This window comes from Legionella sp. JM-2024 (assembly GCF_055389095.1).
This window is the reverse complement of record NZ_AP039388.1, coordinates 977,632-997,256: the sequence shown is the minus strand read 5'-3', so window position 1 is coordinate 997,256 and position 19,625 is coordinate 977,632. Positions and strand designations below refer to the sequence as shown.

Sequence of the window (19,625 nt, the reverse complement as noted above, 5' to 3'; positions counted from 1 at the left end):
GAGGAGAAGCGCAGCGACGTCTCGAAGTTGTAACATCAGGCTTGGTTGCTAATGCTTCGAGACGTCGCTGCGCTCCTCATCAGCATGAACGGTTTCGGGATAAATTCATCCTAAATTCGTGGGGATACATCAGATCTCGAATCCATAATTAAATAATATTCCCCTAATAATCCATTCAACTCTATGCTATTCTTAAAAATAAAAACAATTAGAGAAACAAGATGAAGATACTGAAACCAAAAGCATTTTTTCTTGCAAGTTCATTAGTTCTATCTGCCTCCACAGCATTAGCAGATGGTTGTTGTAGTAAAATGGGGGGTATCAATTACTGTGATTCTTCTGCAGGCCGTCTAGTCTGTAATAATGGTTTTTATTCGACGTGTTATTGCACTCGTCATGCGGTGATGGATTTACAATTTCTTATGGGGTGTTGTTTATGGCATGGTGGTGTCCAGCCTAAATACAATATATCAGGCCTTGTTGTTTGTAATGATGGCTATATTTCAGAAGAATGTTCCTTACAAATACCCATAGACCGAGTTGCAATTTATTAATCAGCTCTGAGAGATAGCAGCATGATCGCTGATCGTTAATGAAGAAAGAGTATCTTCTTTTGTTTCATCTGCTATCCGCTTCTCAATTAACTCACCAAAACATAAGGCGCTAAGTACTATCAATAAATAACCAGCTGTTGAATAGCATAAGATAGTATCTGAAATGGAGCCAATACAAAAAGAAAACAAAACGCCTAAAAGGATTGGCCTGGATTCCGTCAACTGAAATGATGTAATAAACAAGCTCGCTAAAAAACCACACAAAAACATTAAGCCGATCAAACCCTGTTCAGCCAAAGTCATCCAATACTGACTGTGTGGGTCAGTCAGCTCTTTACCCCAACTTGGGACAGGGACATCTTGTGAATAACGGAACTTAAAACCACCAGTCCCTATTCCAATAAGCGGGTGTTCCATCATCAATTGTTTTGCATAATGATGAAATTGTATTCTGTAACCTATCGAAGTATTTTTATTGTGTTGCTGTAATAATTGAATATCCTTAATTAAATCATAGATTCGGGTTTGCATTACAGGACTATGGTGATACACCAATGCAATGACACCACTGAATAAAATAATTCCTACAAAAGCACGTTTAAGACTTAATTTTTGTAGAAGAAGTAATAGCATCAAAATAAAATAGACCAAGTAACCTGTTCTTCCAGTATTGATAAAAAGTACTTGATAACTGGTTAGCAATACCAAGAAAATATAAATAACTCGTAACCAACCAGAGTTCTGAAGCGCTAACAAACCCGCCAGGTAAGCAGCCAAAGCCACCATAAAACCAGTAATGATATGATTATAAAATACTTCGCCGGGATCTTCTGATGCGATAATATTTTTAGCTTTTAAAATGGAAATGACGCAAGTAATAAAAATAGCCGTCAAATAGCTATTAATGCTCCAATTTCTTACTTTCGGATTAATAAAGCCGGTCGCTAAAATAGGAAGATAAATTAATTTACAATATTTACCAATCACCATCCATTGCATTGAATAAGGAGCTGGACTCCATAAGCTTGCAATTACGATAAAAAGAAACAAACACAACGCAGCCCATCCCCACAAAGTATTATAGGTATAAAAAATATGTTTCCTGTATCGTGGTGTAATTAATATGGCAATTAAACTGCCTGCAAAACAAATCGACTTTATCGTAGGGCTAATCGGAATAAAAAACATAAATAAAATAAAGAAAAAAGGGACTACCAAAATACCTTTGTCGTCTATTCTGGTTAATCGCACAATTTTTCCTCTTTTGCATTATTCACATCAGGCAATTTATTGATGTCATTGTCTTTATATATTTGCTTGATACCGCGATAAAAAGTTCCTTGTGCACCAAATACAGCAAATAAAAATCCTGTTCTGCCGTCTAAAAAACCTCGCTGTAAAAAAAAGCATCTGCTAAACATCCAAACCGTGCTGAGAAGAATTTTTATCAACCCAATGCTTTTATTTGACTCTATACGAATTTTAGCACTATAAGAAGAATATTTATTAAGCTTATAAAGCACATGATGCACATCTTTAAATGAATGATGCCAAATTGGGTTTTTTAACCTTCCAATTCGTGCTTTAGAGGAGATAAGTACTTTTTCATGAACGATATCTTTGCTATAAGAGGCTTTCTCTCTTTTAAATAATCGTATATGCCTTTTAGGACTTCCTGAATATTTTAAAATTTGATTATAAAAAATCATTCGTATAGGAATACGGAAAGCATCCGCAGTATCCGACGAAATCACCTGAAGTATTTCTTGTTGCAATTCCTTAGTTACTGATTCATCAGCATCGAGATTTAAGACCCAATCCCCTTTGGCTTTTAGCAACGCTCTATCCTTTTGTATACCATAACCTTGCCAATCCGTTGAAAAGACCTTGTCCGTATACTCCCCTGCGATGGCCAAAGTATTATCTGTGCTACCCGAATCCAATATAATTATCTCATCTGCAAAACGCACAGACTCCAAACATCGTCTGATATTGGTTTCTTCATTTTTAGTAATAATGATAACGGATAACATGACTTTCAATTAATTAAAAGAAAGTATTATATCGATAATTAAATCAGATTGTAACAAGATGAAAAAGATAAAAATTGCTTTGCAGGACAATATTCGTTTAGCGATTTAATAGATATTTTATATAAACAGCCTTTCTCATCACCTACGCAGTCTACCCAAATGTAGTGCCTCCAATTAGCTTTAAGTAGTTGACAAGGTTTAAATGATTTAATCGAATATCCCCTCATTATGTCATCCTGAATGCGGCGCAAGCCGCTTGAAGGATCTCCTGCCAAAAGCACTGTACAGATTCATTAGTACTTCTGATAGTAATAGATTCTTTCTCTTGGACAGACATTTCCTGATAAAATGACATTAGATTTCTTGCACTTGACCTTGGGGTTCTCGTAAATCCCGAGATTTTAAATCTGGAAAACATTGAGCCCATAAGATGCTCTTTATGGGCTCAATGTTTTCCAGTTCAAATAAAATGTCTTTATCTAGAAAAGGCTAAAATTAACTCCTCTTAACAAACCCCTTCCCTATGATCATGGCTATCAAAATGTAACTTACCGTCTTTCACTCTCAATGTTACATGACCGCCGTTCATTAATTTACCAAACAAAAGTTCATCAGCAAGTGGTTTCTTAATATTTTCCTGAATCAATCTCGCCATAGGACGTGCTCCCATAGCTTTGTCATAGCCATGCTCCATCAACCATTCTCTCGCTGATTTATCGACAGTAAAAGTAACTCCTTTATGGCTCAATTGCTCATCAAGCTCCATAATGAATTTATCAACGACTAATCCTATAGTCTGTGTGTCTAATGGAGCAAAATTAATAATGGCGTCCAATCGGTTTCTGAACTCAGGGCTAAATTGCTTTTTAATTACCTCTAATCCATCATTAGCATTATCTTGTAATGAAAATCCTATGGAGTTACGCACAATTTCACTTGCGCCAGCATTACTTGTCATTACCATTATGATATGTCTGAAATCTGCCTGGCGACCATTAGTATCTGTTAAAGTACCATGATCCATAATCTGTAGCAGTAAATTAAAGACATCAGGATGGGCTTTTTCTATTTCATCAAGCAATAGAACAGCATGTGGATTTTTAGTAACAGCCTCGGTTAATAAACCGCCTTGATCATATCCCACATAACCAGGAGGAGCCCCAATTAAACGCGAAACAGTATGTTTTTCCATGTACTCTGACATATCAAAACGCAACAACTCTATACCTAAAACATTAGCCAGTTGCCTGGTTACTTCAGTTTTACCTACACCGGTTGGGCCTGCAAACAAGAAACAACCCACTGGCTTCTGAGGCTCTCTAAGGCCAGACCTACCCAACTTGATTGCGGAGGCTAAAGCAGTAATCGCTTGATCTTGTCCATATACTAGCAGCTTTAAATCTCGCTCCAAGTTACGCAGAGTATCTTTATCGCGTGCTGATACTTTTTTAATTGGTATACGAGCAATTTTTGCGACAACACTCTCAATTTCAGTCACACTAATAATTTTCTTACGTTTATTTGCCGTTAATAAGTTCTGATAAGCACCTGCTTCATCCACCACATCAATGGCTTTATCAGGTAAAAAACGGTCATTGATGTATTTGGCAGCTAACTCTGCGGCAGCTTTCAAAGAAGGAATTGAAAATTTTACACCGTGATGAGCTTCCAACTTGCCTTTTAATCCCTTGAGTATTTCAAAGGTTTCATCGACTGTTGGTTCTGAAATATCAATCTTTTGGAATCGTCTTGCTAATGCTCTGTCTTTTTCGAAAATTCCACGGTATTCCTGATAAGTAGTTGATCCAATACATTTCAGTTCGCCATTTGCCAATAATGGTTTAATCAGATTGGAAGCGTCCATGACACCACCTGAAGCAGCGCCTGCACCAATAATGGTATGAATTTCATCTATAAATAAAATAGCACCTTCTTGCTGACCTAACTGTTTTAATACCGCTTTTAAACGTTTTTCGAAATCACCTCTATACTTTGTTCCAGCCAATAACGCTCCCAAATCGAGAGAATACACCACACAACCTCTTATAGCATCAGGAATTTCACCATCAACTATTCGCCTGGCCAAACCTTCAGCAATAGCAGTTTTACCAACACCCGCTTCACCAACTAATAAAGGATTATTTTTTCGGCGCCTGCAAAGCACTTGAATGGTTCTTTGTATCTCTTCATGTCGCCCTATCAATGGATCTATCTTACCCTGTTTTGCACGTCTATTAAGATTAGTGCAATAACTATCGAGTGGAGACTCATTTCCCTCAGGGGTCATCATGTCTTCATCCATAGCAGAATTCATGTTTTCATGCATGTCATTATTCTGATACTTCGAAACACCATGAGATATATAATTAATGACATCGAGTCGAGTAATATTCTCTCGACGCAGGAAATACACGGCTTGACTTTCTTGCTCACTAAAAATAGCAGCTAATACATTGGCCCCGGTAACTTCTGTTTTACCGGCTGATTGCACATGAAAAACTGCCCGTTGTAGGACCCTTTGAAAACCTAAGGTCGGTTGAGTTTCCCTATCCAGCTCATCTTCAGGAATCCTGGGAGTTGTTTCATCAATAAACTCCATTAAATCGCGTCGTAATGCTTCGATATTGGCATCACAAGCCTGTAACACATTTCCTGCCGCTGGATTATCAAGCAAAGACAACAGCAAATGTTCAACAGTCATGAACTCATGACGCTTTTCTTTTGCTTCCTTGAAAGCTAGATTCAAGGTGAATTCTAGTTCTTTATTTAACATTGTCGTTGCTCCTTACCAACCCACCACCAGTTACTCGGGTTCCATGCTAGATAACAATGGATGCTGATTCTTTCTGGCGTATTCATTTACCAGGGCGACCTTTGTTTCTGCTATGTCTCTTGTAAATACCCCACACACACCCTTCCCTTGAAAATGAACCTGTAACATCACCTGAACCGCAATATCATCATTCAAATGAAAAAAGTGCTTCAGTACTTCAACCACAAAATCCATTGGTGTATAGTCGTCATTGAGCAATAAAACTTTGTATTTTCTTGGGCGCTTAATCTCTGTGCTAATTTCCGTACTAAGCTCAGTATCAGCTTCCCCAAATCTTATTATTTCTTCTAAATTTTGCCTGCTCATAACTAACAACCTCTTACTATTTTTATAGACTCCCTACACGCATTTGGCCAGTAAATTTAGTTAATTTTAATGAAAAAATTAGCCATTGAAATAATCAACAGCATAGTGATTAGATATGATTCACCCAAATGTATATAATTTGCCATCTACTATTAGTTATGTCCAAACGCTGACCTTAACTACATAATCAATAGCGTAACATCTCAGTTACGATGCTTAAAGATCTTGGAATCTCTCTGTTTTTATTGAACGATCAGGTATTAACAATTATTCTGTCCGCCTAAATTAAGCCACCTTATCTCCAAGTGTTCTCCATAAAATTATTTTGGTGCTGTTGTTGTCATTTCGCCAGATTGAGTCGAAAAGCCTTGATTTTCGAGTACTGTAGCGGAGCATACATAGAAGTATGTGGCAACGAAGCGCAGAAAATCAAGGTTTTTCGGCCTAGATACTAGATAGTAGAAATGTCAACAGAACCTAAAGACCCGTAGATTAATCACCTTACATATGCTTAATCATGGCGTCCGCAAAACCCGAACTGCTTACCAAAGTTGCACCTGGTATACCTCGTTCGAAGTCATAAGTTACTGTTTTAGCCTCTATAGCACCTTCCATGCCTCGAATAATCAAATCCGCTGCTTCATGCCAACCCATATGACGTAACATCATTTCTGCTGAAAGAATAATAGAGCCAGGGTTTACTTTATTCTTGCCGGCATATTTAGGCGCGGTTCCATGAGTCGCTTCAAACACAGCCATTTGATCGCTAATATTTGCTCCAGGAGCTATACCTATTCCACCAACCTGAGCAGCCAAAGCATCAGAAATATAATCACCATTTAAGTTTAATGTAGCAATGACGCTATATTCTTCCGGTCTTAATAGAATTTGTTGTAAAAACGCATCAGCAATCACGTCATTAATAATAATCTGTTTGCCAGTTTTAGGATTTTTAAACTCTAGCCATGGACCACCCTGGTATTCTTTTGCACCAAAACTGTCACGAGCAACCTGGTATCCCCAATCTTTAAATGCTCCTTCTGTAAACTTCATAATGTTGCCTTTATGAACCAGAGTGACCGTGCTACGATCGTTATCTATCGCATACTGAATTGCGGCTTTCACAAGACGAGTAGTTCCCTCATTGGATACAGGCTTTACTCCAATACCACAATGCTCAGGGAATCGAATTTTCTTCACACCCATTTCATGGGTTAAAAATTGAATTACTTTTTTAGCTTCTGGAGTATCTGCTTGCCATTCGATACCAGCATAAATGTCTTCGGAATTTTCCCTGAAAATAACCATATCTGTTTTCCATGGCTCCCTGACTGGGCTTGGGACACCATTAAAATAACGAATTGGACGTAAGCAAAGATAAAGATCCATATCTTGTCGAATAGCAACATTCAGTGAACGTATACCACCACCAACAGGCGTTGTTAAAGGTCCTTTAATTGAAACCACGTATTTTTTCATGGCATCCAAAGTTTCCTTGGGAAGCCATTGGTCACCACCATAAACCTTAGTAGCCTTTTCTCCGGCATAAACTTCCATCCAAGCAATTTTTCTCTTGTTGCCATAGGCTTTTTCTATTGCGGCATCAACAACACGGATCATTGGAGGTGTTACATCAACACCAATACCATCACCCTCAATAAAAGGAATAATAGGATTATCAGGAACACGAAGTGAATGGTCAGCAGCAACAGTAATAGCTTCGCCTTGAGCAGGCACTTTGATTTTATCGTATGTCATTGACGACTCCATAAATTTAGAGAAATTAATGATAGCATGTGATAATCGGGTTTCCCAAATATCAATTAAGACTATTAATCTTTTTTTAGCCGAGATAGTTCGGATTAAGACTAGGCCTGAAGCAGCATCTTAATTTGCTCAGCTAACTGATCGTAACCGGCTTCGACATTAATATAATTACTTTTAGCGAGATATACCGATAAAGATCCATCATCAGTCGCTGAAGGCTTTTGCAAAACACCATTAAAGCCTGCCATTTTTAAACGCAAATAATCGCTAAATTTGGTTACCAGATAAAAATTTCTAAAATAATTGCTGGGATTCATATACAAAGCCTTTGCATCTTTGGCAAGTTCATGACCTGGTAAGTAATCCTTTAAGGAGTAGGAAGAATTATTATGAACAGCAATAACCTTTCCTTTAGGTAGCAACTCCTTAATTTTATCTGCCAGTCTCTTAACTTCTTGATGAGCCTCGGGAGTATAATAACTATATTGAGCCAAGGTTTTCTTAATTCCTTTATCAGTAAAAATACGATTGGGATCAAATTCATAACGTTGATTATGTAAATGGAACACTATATTTCGACCACCAGAATGGATGAGAGTAATAAGACTTCCTCCCTCTTTTCTAATAACAGCTTTCGCAGCTTTTAATGCAGTTTGCTCATTATGATGTACATGGATATAAGTTTTACCATGACCTACAGTTTGCTGAATTATAACTGGTTCATCCCCAACCATCACTCTATGATTCACTGCACAACCGGTTTGAGTTATAATTGCCATAATAACCAATACCCATTTCATGAATATAATTCACCTTAACCAATAAAATTGTGTGATTGTATAGTGTTTAGCCATGAAAAATCAATTCGGTTTCAAAATGCCTCAATTACTTCTCTTTAATAAACCTCACGGGATACTCACTCAGTTTACTGGTGAAATGTATGAGCAAACTCTTTCTGCATTCATTAATTTACCTGGATTTTATGCTGCTGGACGTTTGGACAAACATAGTGAGGGTTTGCTCATCCTGACTGATGATGGAAAATTACAACATCGATTAACTCATCCCAAGTTTAATAAAAGAAAGTATTATTGGGTTCAAGTGGAAGGAGTTCCTTCAGACAATGATTTACAACCTCTCAGAAAAGGACTGATCTTAAAAGATATTTCTTTTTTGCCTGCTGACGTCAAGTTAATTAAGGAACCAAAGCTCTGGCCACGTACTCCACCCATCAGGGAAAGGAAAAATATACCAACCACTTGGTTAGAAATTATATTAAGAGAAGGAAAAAATCATCAAATACGAAAAATGACTGCAGCTGTTGGATTTCCAACGTTAAGGCTCGTGAGACATAGAATTGGTGACTGGCAATTAGGAGAACTGCAGCCAGGGGAATACAAAATAATTACCGCTAATATGAATTCGATATAAAAGGCATTTCCTTGCCTTTTATATCGAACTCACGTTAATTAACGATAAACCAAGCGGGACAACAAAGAGGAATCACCCAAGACTCGGATCCAAGGCCAGATGATCATACCTAGCATTGCACTTGTAACAGGCATTACAAGACTGTAATTAAAACCTAGCAAGGCATCAATAAATAAAATAACTGATTGATATAAAAGGCAAAAGAAACCAATCACGCAAATTTGCTGGAATAAAGAAAAAAATCGAAGCCGTCTGGATTTAGTGGATGCTATCCAGGTCACCAATAGTAATGCAAAAGAATGCTCCCCTATCACAGTAGAAAGTAACACATCCAATAATAATCCAACTATCAAAAGAGCAGCTAACTTAAATTGACCAGGCAAATAATATTCAATATATAGAACCAATAATAACACCCAAGGTGGTCGAAAAATTGATATTAATTCAGGCATCGGTAGTATTGATAAAGCAAGTGCAGAAAGAAATCCTAGTCCTATACGCATATGAAGAGAGCTCATGCAGTAGCCTCCTCAGCATTCAATCTCTCATTAATTTGAGTGGTTAATTGTTCATGTTCAAGATCAGGCCAAATTAATAACACTAACCTGTTGCGATTAAGCAGCGCTACTGGACTGACTGTCACTTTAACAAAATCATCCCCAGGAATACTTCTGACCTCTTCGACGCGACCAACAGGATAACCTTCAGGATATCTTCTTCCCAGACCAGAAGTTACTAATACATCGCCTGGATGAATGGAAGAAGTTTTGGGTAAGTTAATCAAAGATAATTCTTCAATATCATTAGTCCCGACCAGAATTGCTCGTTCTCCAGTTCGATTATTTCTTACTGGTACTGCACTTTTTGAATCTGAAATCAATAACAAGGTGCTAGTCAAAGGTCCTACATCAATAACTTGCCCCATAACCCCTTTCGCATCAAGTACTGGTTGCCCAACATAAACACCATCACGTTTGCCCTTGTTTAAAACCACTACCTGCCTCGCTTTACTGGTGTCAACAGCAAGTATTTGTGCTGCCATAACTCGCATATCAGCTTTAGAGGAGGTCAATAATAATTCTTTTAACTGTGAGTTTTCTCTTTGTATTACTATTAATTTCTGCAATTCGGCTTCCAGCATAGTTTGCTGATATTTCAACTGCATATTCTCATCTATCAGTGCCTTTTTGGCACTAACTAATGATTGAATCCAACCTATCACTCGAACAGGATAATCTACCGCATATTGCAAAGGAGAAACGACTAAAGAAAAACCACTACGAACACTATCTAGATACTTATAGTGATAATCGGAAAACATTAAGAAAATAGAAAAAACAAGGGAAAACACAAATCCTATAGAGCTGTGTCCACCCTTGGCAAATAATCTACTGTGACTATTATTCTGTTGAGAGGAAATCACCACCGCGTAAATCCATGGTTTCTAAGGCTTTACCACCACCTCGTGCCACGCAGGTTAATGGATCTTCAGCTATTAATACAGGCAGTCCAGTTTCTTCCATCAGCAATGTGTCTATATTTTTCAACAAAGCACCACCACCTGTTAAAACCATACCTCTTTCAGCAATATCTGCTGCTAGCTCAGGAGGAGCTAGCTCCAAAGCGGCTCTGACTGCACCAACTATCCCTGATAGAGGCTCCTGCAAAGCTTCTAGAATTTCAGCACTTGTTAAAGTAAAACTGCGTGGTACTCCTTCAGCAAGATTTCTACCTCTCACTTCAATCTCAAACAAATCTCGACTTGGGAAAGCTGAACCAATTTCATGTTTAATGCGTTCAGCAGTGGTCTCACCAATCAAAGTACCATAGTTGCGACGCACATAAGATACGATAGCATCATCGAATTTATCACCACCAATACGTACTGATTGATGATAAACTATTCCACTTAGGGAAATGATTGCTACTTCTGTAGTACCACCGCCTATGTCAACCACCATAGAACCACTGGCTTCTTCAACTGGCATTCCAGAACCTAATGCTGCTGCCATTGGCTCTTCAATAAGGAAGACTTCTCGAGCACCAGCCCCCATTGCAGACTCACGAATCGCTCTGCGCTCCACTTGTGTAGAACCACAAGGAACACATACTAAAACTCGTGGGCTAGGTCGTAAAAATTTATTTTCATGTACTTTGTGTATGAAATGCTGCAACATCTTTTCGGTGACAAAAAAGTCAGCAATAACACCATCTTTCATAGGTCTTATCGCATTGATGTTGCCAGGAGTTCTTCCTAGCATTCGCTTAGCCTCAAGACCAACAGCAGCAACCCGCTTCTGGCCTGATTCATTACGCAAAGCAACTACAGAAGGTTCGTTGAGGACAATCCCCTTATCCCTCACGTAAATCAATGTATTAGCTGTTCCCAAATCGATAGATAAATCGCTAGAAAACACGCCCCTTAATTTCCTGAACATACGCAGTACTACCCCGTTCTTCTTTTTGAGTGCTACTTTATCCTATATTTGGATAAAAATCGACAGTTGCAACATAAGAATTTTATATATCCATTCTTCACTGAATCCCGTATAAAAGGTAATACCTTTTTACGGGATAATTTTTTAGTTTAACAATATAAAAAACGGTACATCCGTTTTGTATTAAGATCTCCGTTAATTAATAACAAAGACTTCTTTCAATTTTTCCCTGTTGGTATCAACAAAACGTTGGCCTAAACCCTTGACTTCAGTCAGTTCTTCTAAAGATTTAAAACCTTGGTGGCTTTCTCTATAGGCAATAATAGCTTCAGCCCGTTTTTTTCCTATACCTTTAAAAGAACCAATCAAAGAGGATAAATCAGCTGTATTAAGATTAATTTTACCTTTAATAACGACCTGTTTCGCTGGGGGATTTTGTGGCTCACTCTCTGCATACGCAGTTAGGGTAATAACGAAAAATGACAAAAAAATAGCAATGAATCTTGCTTTCATAAATTTCTCCTAATTGTTGGACTAAACGGCTCGTTCCAGAGCCGTTTGCGAGTATCTCAACTTTTTAGGCAGTAGTCGAGTACATTTTAAATTATTTTTGTTGTGAAAAACTATAAAGAACATATGCCACACATGATGTCAATTTCTTCACCATATCCAGATGTAAAAATTCATTGGGACCATGGGCATTGGAATGTGGTCCCAAAACACCTGTTATCATAAATTGTGCTTCGGGGAACTGTTCACCTAGCATACTCATAAACGGAATTGTCCCGCCCTCACCCATATAAGCAGCTGGTTTATCATAATAGGTCATTGAGGCTTCATTCGCAGCTTTCGCTAACCAATCAGAAAGCAAAGGGGCATTCCATCCTTTGGCCTCTCCCTCATCTATTCTAAAAGTAACTTTTGCATTATAGGGAGGATTTTGGATCAAAGCTTCTATCATAGCAGTAGAAGCCTCTACTGGATCAACCAAGGGTGGAAGACGCATGGATAATTTAAAGGACGTAACAGGCCGCATTACGTTCCCTGCATCAGCTATAGCGGGAAAACCATCTGCACCAGTCACAGTCAGGGCAGGTAGCCAAGTTCTATTTAATATCAATTGTTGTTTATCTTGAATAACCGGCTTAACACCTTCTTTCCATGGAAATTCACTGTAAACTTGTTCTCCTAAAATTTCCGCACATTGTTCAGCTTGATTTATTCGTTCTACAGGAATATCACAATATAATTGCGACAATTTGATCTCCCCAGTGTTCTCATCTTCTATTCTACTGATCAATTGTCGTGCTACTCTGAAACTATCTGCAACTATACCGCTAGCACTCCCTGAATGGACTCCTTCATTAATTACTTCAACAGATAATTTACCCACCAAGTTACCTCGCAATGAAGTAGTCATCCATAACTGTTCGTAGTTTCCAGCTCCGGAATCAAGGCAAATGACCAATGAAGGTTTACCTATCCTTTCTTTTAACAGCTCAATATAAAAAGGCAAATCATAACTGCCACTTTCTTCGCAGGCTTCAATAATTAATACGCAACGAGGATATGGAAGCCCTTGATGCTCTAAAGCACGAATTGCTGTCAATGACGCATAAGCAGAATATCCATCATCAGCTCCTCCTCTTCCATATAACAACCCCTCTTTTAATACAGGCTTCCATGGGTGTAGATCTTCATTCCAGCCTGACATCTCTGGTTGTTTATCCAAATGCCCATAAAGTAATACAGTGTCATCAATTTGACCTGGTATTTCGATAAATATTAATGGGGTTCTATTCTTCAGGCGAACAATCTCTAATGTCATCCCTTCAAGAGCATGTGCCTTACACCAATTGGCTATATGATTGACAGCCTGCTCCATGTAACCATGTTCTTCCCATTTTGAATCGAAGTGAGGGGATTTATTTGGGATTTTTATATAGTCGCATAAACTTGGTAATATCTCTTCTTGCCATTGTTGACATATATAATCATACAATCCTTGGGGTTTGAACATGTGCTTGCTCCTTGATAATTGCCACAATCTTATCAGCGGCAGATTCAATTTTTAATGCTTTGATTTTATTATCTATTTCATCTTTCTTTTGCGTTACTTCCTGTAATGCTTGTAATAAAGTCTCTGCATTCAATGACTGATCCTGAATCACAACACTTATTCCAAGTCCCTGGAAATACTTTGCATTTTGAATTTGATCTCCTCTGCTCACTTGTGATGATATTGGAATTAGAATATGTGGCTTCCCCAATGCTAATATTTCATACAATGCATTGGCTCCTGCCCGCGAAATCACAACTGAAGAAGCCGCAAACAGATCAGCCAATTCTTCATTGGCGTATTCCAATTGACAATATCCCTCCGCACCAACCAAGGAAGAATCAAGTTTTCCTTTACCACAGAGATGAATCACTTGAAATTCTGAAGTCAATTGCTTCAATGCACTTCTAATACAGCTATTAATTGAACCCGCTCCTAAACTTCCTCCAATGACTAGCAAGCAAGGTTTGGTGGAATTAAATCCACAGAACTCCAATCCTTTCGATCGACTCCCAGCAAATAATTGTTGACGAATTGGAGTACCTGTTACTTCTATTTTATCTTGACGTTTAAAATGCTTTTTACCTGCTTCAAAAGTAAGGCATATCTTGTTTACGAAAGGAAAAGAAAGGCGATTCGCAAGACCTGGACTCATATCAGATTCATGGGCTACTACAGGAATTCTATGCAACCAGGCACCAACAACTACTGGAAAAGCAACAAAACCACCTTTTGAAAAAACCACATTAGGTTTTATTTTATAAAATATGAAAAAGGATTGAATGATTCCCAAAATAATTTTAAAAGGATCAAGTAAGTTCTTCAAACTGAAATACCTACGTAATTTACCGCTACTGACTGCATGGAAAGGAATTCCCAGCGGTTGAATCATCTCTTTTTCAATTCCTGTAGTGGAACCAATATATTCCACACTCCAGCCTTCCTTTTTAAACTCCTTAATTAATGCAATATTAGGAGTAACATGTCCTGCAGTACCGCCTCCAGTAAAAACAATACTTGAACTCATAATGCTTCCCTGATCAATAAACTCAAATCAATTGCTTTAATTGATTTTGTAATAGTTCCCACTGAAATAAAATCGACACCGGTTTGGGCAACGGCAGTGATGTTATTGATATTAATGCCACCGGAAGCTTCCAACTCACAGTATTTAGGTTGGTTCATTTTTACAGCTTGCTCAAGCATTTCTTGAGTGAAATTGTCCAATAATATCCTGTCAGGATGTGCATCGAGCGCTTCCTGCAATTCCTCCAAGGTTTCCACTTCAATTTCAACCAATAAGTGTTTATCAGTTTTCCTTGCCAAACCAATAGCATGAGCCACTGATCCACAGGCCTTAATGTGGTTTTCTTTGATCAAAAAAGCATCATAAAGCCCCATGCGATGATTTAAGCCACCAGCACAATGAACAGCATATTTTTGGGCTAATCGTAATCCCGGAATTGTTTTGCGCGTATCCAATAGCTTTGTCTTGGTACCTTTCAGTTTCTGAACATAATGATAAGTCTGTGTTGCTGTGGCAGACAGAGTTTGTAAAAAGTTTAATGCAGTACGCTCCGCTGTTAAAATACTACTTGCAGTACCATGAATAATACATAAGGTGGCAGGAGCATTTAACCAATCTCCCTCAGAAACCTGCCATTCAATTTCCACAGTATTATCAACTTGCTTAAAAACCTCATTAACCCATGGCTGACCACAAACCAACATAGGTTCTCGTGATAAAATTTCTGCCTCTACAATGAGTCGTTGAGGTAACAAATCAGCAGTAACATCTCCATTACCGACATCCTCTTGCAAGGCATGTTTTACATCAAATGCAACCTGCGATAAAACTTTATTCATGCATAAATATCCTTTTGGTTCTGCCATACCGTATTTTCAATAAAGGCGGCGCAATAAAGGTTGTAATCATGATCATCAATACAATTGCAGTAAACAAATCATCACTTATTACTCCTAAAGTTCTGCCAATGGAAGCAAAAACTAAACCAACCTCCCCCCGCGGCAACATTCCTATCCCAATCAGCAATCTATCATCTTTAGGATTAGCTCCTAACCCACTAAGCAATTTACCAATAATCGCGGCTACTAATAGTCCCGCTGCTAAAAAAATAACATTCCAATTATAAAAAGTTTCCAGTTTGACCTGTATCCCAATCAGAGTAAAAAACATTGGGGCTAAAATAGTTTCCAATGGAGAAACTAAATGATGAATACTTCGATGATCTTTGTGATGCGATTTTAGCTCTCCAAAATAATCATCATGCAAGATCACTCCGGCAGCAAAAGCTCCAATAATAGCTGCAAGTTGAATAAAGGAAGCCAACCAAGCCAAAGCCATAATAAAAAGAAAAGAGATAAATAATTTGGACTCCCAAGGCTCTAGAAAACGAAAAAAATCGATTGCCCTGCGAAGTACAAACGGACCAATAAATAAAGTACCTATAAAAAATAATAATGCTGAAATGACAATTTGTACCACTACCATCAAATCAACCGCACCACTAATCACGATACTGCTCACTACGGCCAAAATAATTAAACCTAAAATATCGTCTAAAGTCGCGGCTCCAAGAATTGTCCTGGCTTCTCGAGTACGAAGTTTATTCATTTCTTTAAGTACTCTTGCTGTAATACCAATACTGGTAGCGCTCAAGGTGGCACCAATAAATAAATTAACCTTGTAAGTTGAATTGGGGATAATAAAATAAGCCACTGCAAAACCTAAAACCATAGGAGCAACAATACCTAAAACAGCGACCATTAAAGATTCTTTACCTGTGTTTTTTAAGTCAGGAAGAGAGGTCTCAAGACCAACCATAAACAAAAGAAAGATAACACCATAGCGTGAAAAAATATCAACGACATAAGCAATTTTAAGATATTCAGTTCCCTCTGCCCCACTCAAAGCGTGAATCACCTGATTGGCGTAATAGGGATTATGAATAACATCATTTACAGCCTGGCTTAAAGAAACCCCAGCTAACATTTCCTTAACAACATCATAAATCGAAGAGCCTTCTCGAAGAATAATAACTAGCTGATTTCCAAATAAATAACAAAGATTCCCCACTATCATACCGATCAACAATTCACCAAGAACCCCGGGTTGATTCAGGAGCCTGGCAATATATCGACCAATGATGGCTAGAAATAAAATAGTAGTAACACCAAGAAGAACAGAGGCAACCGGATCAGAGTGTTCTTCCGACTCAGCTGCAAAAGCAAGAACAGGAATTAAACATACTAAAAGAAACCACCATTTTGAATTACCCATGTTGCTTTATCCTCTAAGCTCAATGCGCTGCAAGCATCCTCGAGTGCGAGGGAATCCCGAATAGCAGCATTTTATCATCACAAGTAGATCCCTCGCTAACAGTTGGGATAACAGTATTTTTTAAAAAATTTCAATCTCACAGATCTTCTGCGAGCTATCCAGAGATCATATGGAAACCAAAAATACCCTGATACCTATGAATAATCTCGGTAGTTTAAAGCTGAGCAACCAACACAGTCTAATTAATTGATTGTTTGGCTAAAAACAAACACGTTTCCAACACAGAATCAGGATTTAAGGAAACACTTTCAATACCTTCTTTCATCAACCACTGGGCGAAATCCTGATGGTCTGAAGGACCTTGTCCACAAATTCCTATATATTTGCCTTCCTTTTTACAAGCAGAAATAGCCATATGCAATAACGCCTTGACAGCATCATTACGCTCATCGAACTGTGAGGCCACTAAACCCGAATCTCTATCCAACCCTAAAGTTAATTGAGTTAAATCATTAGACCCTATGGAAAAACCATCAAAATACCTTAGAAATTCATTGGCCAGTAATGCATTTGAAGGTAATTCACACATCATAATCACTCTTAACCCACATTTTCCTCTTTCCAAACCATGTTTTTTTAATACTTCTATGACATCACTTGCTTCAGAAACTGTTCGAACAAAAGGAATCATCACCTCAACATTATCCAAACCCATCTCTTCTCGAACTCGTCTGACTGCTTTGCATTCCAGAGCAAAACATTCAGCAAAACTGGATGAGACATAACGTGATGCGCCTCTAAAACCAAGCATGGGATTTTCTTCATGTGGCTCATACAACGAACCACCAACAAGATTGGCGTATTCATTAGATTTAAAATCTGAAAGCCTGACTATAACTGGCTTGGGATAAAAAGCGGCAGCAATGGTCGCGATTCCCTCTTTTAATCTTTCAATATAATATTCAACAGGCGAAGCATAAGCGACTGTTTTTTCACTGATAAATTTCTTAAGTTCTGCATCTTTTAAGCTATCAAATTCAAGTAGTGCTTTGGGATGTATACCTATAGTGTTAGAAATCAAAAACTCAAGACGAGCCAAACCAACCCCTGAATTAGGGATCGATTGAAAGGCAAAAGCCCTTTCAGGATTTCCGACATTTAGCATCACCTTCATAGGTAATTCCGGCATGGTTTCGACATCCAGGCGATCTTGTTCATAAGGTAACAAACCAGTATAAACAAAACCGGTATCCCCTTCCGCACAGCTTACAGTCACTTCATCACCATCCTTAATCGTTTTTGTTGCATCACCACAACCAACGACAGCAGGAATACCTAATTCACGAGCAATAATTGCTGCGTGACAAGTTCTCCCCCCACGATTGGTAACAATTGCAGAAGCACGCTTCATAACCGGTTCCCAATCAGGATCCGTCATATCGGATACCAAAACATCTCCTGGTTGAACTTTATGCATTTCATTTACGTCTTTAATAACTCTTGCCTTACCTTGGCCTATCCTTTGTCCTATGCTACGGCCTTCAGCCAATATTTCGCCTCTTTTTTGCAGTGTGTAACGCTCAAGCACTTGTTTGTTATCTCTGCTTTTTACCGTTTCTGGGCGAGCTTGCAGGATATACAATTTTCCATTGACACCATCCTTTGCCCATTCAATATCCATGGGACGACCATAATGTTTTTCAATAATTAGTGCCTGTCGAGCTAATTGCTCCACTTCATCTTTAGATAAAGAAAATAACAGCCTTTCAGCAGGATCAACATCGACCGTCTTAACACGTCTTTCAAGAGAAGGATCCTCACAATAAACCATCTTTAATGCTTTACTACCAAGATTTCGACGGATAATTGCTGGTTTACCTGTTTCAACTCCAGGTTTATGAACATAAAATTCATCAGGGTTAACAGCTCCTTGTACAACCATTTCGCCTAAGCCATAAGATGAGGTTACAAACACGACTTGATCAAAACCAGACTCAGTATCCATAGTGAACATGACACCACTAACCGCTAAATCACTACGAATCATTTGCTGAATACCCGCAGACAAAGCCACTTCATTATGCGCAAAATCATGATGCACACGATAAGCTATAGCTCTATCGTTAAATAAAGATGCGAAGACTTGCTTAATTGCAGCCAATACCGCATCTTCTCCCTTCACATTTAAAAAGGTTTCCTGTTGACCTGCAAAAGAGGCATCTGGTAAATCTTCTGCTGTCGCTGACGATCTTACTGCAACACTAAAATTATCATGGCCAATCGTTTCTGCGAGCTTTTGATAAGAAGAACGAACAGATCGTTCAAACTCAGGAGTAAATGACGTATCAATAATCATTTCTCTTATTTGTTTTCCGACAACCGCCAATTGGCAAACATCCTCAGTATCCAGCGCGGTTAATTTCTCATAAATTTTCTTATCAAGGCCATCTTGAGATAAAAATTCCCTGAAAGAATCGGCAGTAGTTGCAAATCCTCCAGGAACAGAGACACCTGCCGATGATAAGTGACTAATCATTTCACCAAGAGACGAATTTTTACCGCCAACCTGATCCAGATCGCGCATTCCAAGATGTGCCAAATCTATAGTATGTCTTTTAACCGTCATAACCGCCCCAAATTCATAAAATAGTGAACATTCTACTTAAATTGTTACTTTATTGGAATGAGAACTTGTGGTGTATTTCATTTCAGGAGGTCAAAATTTTTACCGGACGGTAGTGGAACAAAGTGAAAGATCTGCCTCATATAGCATACTGGTATGCAAGGAAGATCCCTCACTTTGTTCGGGATGACAAGTATATGTACTATGCGGTAAGATATCTTGCTGTCTATGTTTTAGGGTTGAACAGGCTATTTAAACCTGTTCCAAGATTTCAATAAGC

17 protein-coding genes are annotated in these 19,625 nt (G+C 38.3%); 2 read left to right on the top strand and 15 right to left on the bottom strand.

The features are described from left to right. Window positions 1-221 precede the first annotated feature (221 nt). A complete protein-coding gene (locus ACZ5EK_RS04320; RefSeq protein ID WP_464431571.1) occupies window positions 222-554 on the top strand; it encodes a neurogenic locus notch in 333 nt (110 codons plus the stop codon). Here ACZ5EK_RS04320 and ACZ5EK_RS04315 read toward each other — a convergent pair whose 3' ends face one another. The 6 genes from ACZ5EK_RS04315 to ACZ5EK_RS04290 all read right to left on the bottom strand — a co-directional run bounded on the left by ACZ5EK_RS04315 (window position 555) and on the right by ACZ5EK_RS04290 (window position 8,293). Beyond that, a complete protein-coding gene (locus ACZ5EK_RS04315) occupies window positions 555-1,805 on the bottom strand; it encodes an O-antigen ligase family protein (RefSeq protein WP_464431570.1) in 1,251 nt (416 codons plus the stop codon). Further along, window positions 1,796-2,587, bottom strand: coding sequence for a glycosyltransferase family 2 protein (locus tag ACZ5EK_RS04310; RefSeq protein ID WP_464431569.1), 792 nt, complete (start codon window positions 2,585-2,587; stop codon window positions 1,796-1,798). Before ACZ5EK_RS04310 ends, ACZ5EK_RS04315 begins: the two co-directional genes overlap by 10 nt. A gap of 505 nt (window positions 2,588-3,092) precedes the next feature. After that, complete coding sequence (gene clpA / locus ACZ5EK_RS04305; RefSeq protein ID WP_464431568.1) at window positions 3,093-5,360, bottom strand: ATP-dependent Clp protease ATP-binding subunit ClpA; 2,268 nt, start codon at window positions 5,358-5,360, stop codon at window positions 3,093-3,095. A 30-nt stretch (window positions 5,361-5,390) separates the two neighbouring features. Beyond that, window positions 5,391-5,726 carry an ATP-dependent Clp protease adapter ClpS gene (gene clpS / locus ACZ5EK_RS04300; protein WP_464426749.1) on the bottom strand — a complete coding sequence of 112 codons (336 nt, stop codon included), beginning with the start codon at window positions 5,724-5,726 and terminating at the stop codon, window positions 5,391-5,393. A gap of 501 nt (window positions 5,727-6,227) precedes the next feature. Next, the gene (icd, locus tag ACZ5EK_RS04295) at window positions 6,228-7,496 is read right to left on the bottom strand and encodes an NADP-dependent isocitrate dehydrogenase (protein ID WP_464431567.1); all 1,269 of its coding nucleotides are present in this window, start codon (window positions 7,494-7,496) and stop codon (window positions 6,228-6,230) included. 98 nt (window positions 7,497-7,594) lie between these two features. Beyond that, on the bottom strand, window positions 7,595-8,293 hold the full coding sequence (locus ACZ5EK_RS04290; RefSeq protein ID WP_464431566.1) for a protein tyrosine phosphatase: 699 nt from the start codon (window positions 8,291-8,293) through the stop codon (window positions 7,595-7,597). Window positions 8,294-8,369: 76 nt separating this feature from the next. Here ACZ5EK_RS04290 and ACZ5EK_RS04285 point away from each other — a divergent pair, with 76 nt between their 5' ends. Further along, window positions 8,370-8,924: a pseudouridine synthase gene (locus ACZ5EK_RS04285; RefSeq protein WP_464432453.1), complete on the top strand. Its 555-nt coding sequence runs from the start codon at window positions 8,370-8,372 to the stop codon at window positions 8,922-8,924. A 38-nt stretch (window positions 8,925-8,962) separates the two neighbouring features. On the opposite strand, the gene mreD is transcribed toward ACZ5EK_RS04285, so the two are convergent. The 9 genes from mreD to ppsA form a co-directional block, all read right to left on the bottom strand. Next, the gene (mreD, locus tag ACZ5EK_RS04280; RefSeq protein ID WP_464431565.1) at window positions 8,963-9,442 is read right to left on the bottom strand and encodes a rod shape-determining protein MreD; all 480 of its coding nucleotides are present in this window, start codon (window positions 9,440-9,442) and stop codon (window positions 8,963-8,965) included. Then, a complete protein-coding gene (gene mreC / locus ACZ5EK_RS04275) occupies window positions 9,439-10,347 on the bottom strand; it encodes a rod shape-determining protein MreC (protein WP_464427662.1) in 909 nt (302 codons plus the stop codon). The genes mreD and mreC overlap by 4 nt, the downstream gene beginning before the upstream one ends. Then, window positions 10,325-11,362 carry a rod shape-determining protein gene (locus ACZ5EK_RS04270; protein WP_011213320.1) on the bottom strand — a complete coding sequence of 346 codons (1,038 nt, stop codon included), beginning with the start codon at window positions 11,360-11,362 and terminating at the stop codon, window positions 10,325-10,327. Before ACZ5EK_RS04270 ends, mreC begins: the two co-directional genes overlap by 23 nt. A gap of 195 nt (window positions 11,363-11,557) precedes the next feature. Then, complete coding sequence (locus tag ACZ5EK_RS04265) at window positions 11,558-11,875, bottom strand: ComEA family DNA-binding protein (protein ID WP_464431563.1); 318 nt, start codon at window positions 11,873-11,875, stop codon at window positions 11,558-11,560. 91 nt (window positions 11,876-11,966) lie between these two features. Further along, complete coding sequence (locus ACZ5EK_RS04260) at window positions 11,967-13,382, bottom strand: M20 family metallopeptidase (protein ID WP_464431562.1); 1,416 nt, start codon at window positions 13,380-13,382, stop codon at window positions 11,967-11,969. Continuing rightward, window positions 13,357-14,448 carry an undecaprenyldiphospho-muramoylpentapeptide beta-N-acetylglucosaminyltransferase gene (locus ACZ5EK_RS04255; protein WP_464431561.1) on the bottom strand — a complete coding sequence of 364 codons (1,092 nt, stop codon included), beginning with the start codon at window positions 14,446-14,448 and terminating at the stop codon, window positions 13,357-13,359. Before ACZ5EK_RS04255 ends, ACZ5EK_RS04260 begins: the two co-directional genes overlap by 26 nt. Then, window positions 14,445-15,287 carry a carboxylating nicotinate-nucleotide diphosphorylase gene (gene nadC, locus ACZ5EK_RS04250; RefSeq protein WP_464431560.1) on the bottom strand — a complete coding sequence of 281 codons (843 nt, stop codon included), beginning with the start codon at window positions 15,285-15,287 and terminating at the stop codon, window positions 14,445-14,447. Before nadC ends, ACZ5EK_RS04255 begins: the two co-directional genes overlap by 4 nt. Continuing rightward, on the bottom strand, window positions 15,280-16,722 hold the full coding sequence (locus tag ACZ5EK_RS04245; RefSeq protein ID WP_464431559.1) for a cation:proton antiporter: 1,443 nt from the start codon (window positions 16,720-16,722) through the stop codon (window positions 15,280-15,282). Before ACZ5EK_RS04245 ends, nadC begins: the two co-directional genes overlap by 8 nt. Window positions 16,723-16,960: 238 nt before the next feature. Further along, the gene (gene ppsA, locus ACZ5EK_RS04240; protein WP_464431558.1) at window positions 16,961-19,348 is read right to left on the bottom strand and encodes a phosphoenolpyruvate synthase; all 2,388 of its coding nucleotides are present in this window, start codon (window positions 19,346-19,348) and stop codon (window positions 16,961-16,963) included. Window positions 19,349-19,625 lie beyond the last annotated feature (277 nt).